Source organism: Microcoleus sp. POL10_C6 (genome assembly GCF_036701585.1).
Taxonomy (GTDB): domain Bacteria; phylum Cyanobacteriota; class Cyanobacteriia; order Cyanobacteriales; family Microcoleaceae; genus Microcoleus.
The window spans coordinates 1-2,227 of the sequence record NZ_JAUBRB010000002.1 but is presented as its reverse complement, the minus strand read 5'-3'; the positions used below and the strand labels follow the sequence as shown (position 1 = coordinate 2,227).

Here is a 2,227-nt window from a genome sequence, read left to right as displayed (position 1 = left end):
CAATAACGGAGCCATTGCCGATACAGGTTCCGGGTACGAGTCCGAGTCCGAGTCCGAGTCCGACTGCGGGCGCGACAACTCCGAGTCCGAGCCCTTCGATCGTCCCGACTCCAACTGCTGCGCCCCCAACTCCTCCGCCTTTAGGCGGCGGGCCGACTCCGCCGAGTTTTACATCTCCGACTCCTAACCAGCCGCCGATCGTGGAAGCTGGCAAGACGGTGACTGGTTTGCAGAATTTGCCTCTGTCTCTGAGCATTTCGGCGCCCAGCGACCCGGAGGGCGATCCACTGTCGATCGCGGTAGTCGGACTTCCCAATCCTACTTTTGGTCAGGTAATTACCGGTACAAACCCCGTCACCGTGAACCAAAAGTTAACCGTTCAGGATTTACTTGGACTGAAATTTCAACCTGGAACAAACGTGATCGGGCAAGCCGGTTCTTTCAGCTACAGCGTAGCTGACGACCAAGGCGGCACGGCAGCAGCCTCAGTCGCAATTAACATCAATTCTTTCGATACCTCCGTAACTGTTCCAACTCTCCTGCCGCCAATTGTTGTTGATGACGGCATCGTATTTACCAATACGAATAATTTGCTGCCCACTTTTATCGACGTACTGGCGAACGATTCCAGCCCGCAAAAAGGGACGCTCAGCATTATCAATGTCAGCACACCGCAACTCGGAATAGCTGTAAATCTTGTCTCTCAAGTGCAATTCATCCCCGGCAACGTAGCGGGTACAACTGCTTTCACCTACAGCGTCAGCGACGGATTCGGGACAGTTCCGGGCGTAGGTACTGTCACCGTTCAAATCTTGCCGGCTGATAGCGGGCCTAACAATTTGGTTGGGGGTTCTTTGCCGGACAATTTGAACGGTTTGGCGGGCAGTGATACTATTGACGGTCAAGGTGGCAACGATACGATTAACGGCGGTTTGGATAACGATGTGCTCGTAGGGGGCCTCGGCGCAGATACCATGACAGGGGGTGGCGGCAACAATCAATTCCGTTATACCAGCCCTGCACAAGGTGGGCCGGCTTTTGATGCGGCTTCTTCGGCTGCGATCGAGGCTGCGATCGCGGCGGGCGGATACGATGTGATTACTGATTTTAGCGGTCTCGGTGTGCCGATCGCCGATCAGTTTAATTTTGCCCCCGGATTTGCCAATCTCAGCGGTAACACCCAAGTTCTGCTAAATGTGCAGACAACGGTTTCTGCAAATATTCTGGGAGGAAGTGCTTTCTTGTTTGCCTACGATTCCGGTGGCAATACTTACATTATTTATGACGGCAATGGCAATAACCTCACTGGCGCCGATTCTCGCATTTTGGCGAAGTTAAATGGTGTAACTGGGGTTTCTGCTCTTTCGGAATTTGACTTGACATTTATCTAGGAATATCAGAGGTTTGAAACCGCAGATAAACGCAGATAAACGCCGATTTTCTTGGCAGTTTATCTGCGTTAATTTGCGTTCATCTGCGGTGAAGAATTAAATCTGATTATCTTCAGAAAAAAGTCCCAACAAAGGGCCTAGAATAGCGCCGAAAACAAAGCCGCCGGCGTGGGCCCAGTAGGCAACTCCCCCGGATTCCATGCCGACACTTGCCGGGGCATTCAAGGAAGCCAGACCGCTCAATGCTTGCTGTGCAAACCAAAATCCTAGAAAGAAGAAAGCGGGGACTCTGACAGTGGTAATAAAAATTCCCAAGGGAAGCAGTGTCAGAACTTTGGCTTGGGGATATCTGAGAATGTAAGCTCCCATCACGCCTGCGATCGCGCCGCTAGCACCTAGGGACGGAATGGCAGATGCTGAGGAAAAATACCACTGAGTTAGTGATGCTAAAACGCCGCAAGTAAGGTAAAATATTATAAATTTGACGTGTCCTAAACGGTCTTCTACGTTATTGCCAAAAATCCACAAAAATAACATATTTCCGGCAATGTGGAGAAAGCCTGCGTGCAGGAATTGGGAGCTAATTAGTGTCGTCCATTCGGGAAATGGCGAAACTGGCAGAGCAACCCGACACATATTGCTTAACTGGCAAGGAATTACGGCCCAAGAGTAGAAGAATTGGGTTAATTGTCGATCGCCCAAACTGAGTTCGTACAAAAATACTAATATGTTTGCCGCAACCAGCCCATAGGTGACATAGGGTGCATCTCACTTTTGCGAATGTGTCAAAAAAGAGTTAAAATGAAAAAGCTAGTAAAATTGTCAAATAAAGATGA

The 2,227-nt window shown here is 49.9% G+C and carries 2 protein-coding genes; one reads left to right on the top strand and one right to left on the bottom strand.

What is annotated here, in order from left to right; translation table 11 throughout:
* A partial coding sequence (locus tag QUA34_RS01225) for an Ig-like domain-containing protein (RefSeq protein ID WP_333383442.1) occupies window positions 1-1,391 on the top strand: 1,391 nt, incomplete at its 5' end.
* Between the two features lie 96 nt (window positions 1,392-1,487).
* Here QUA34_RS01225 and QUA34_RS01220 read toward each other — a convergent pair.
* A complete protein-coding gene (locus tag QUA34_RS01220; RefSeq protein ID WP_333383440.1) occupies window positions 1,488-2,108 on the bottom strand; it encodes a rhomboid family intramembrane serine protease in 621 nt (206 codons plus the stop codon).
* Between the last annotated feature and the right edge of the window lie 119 nt (window positions 2,109-2,227).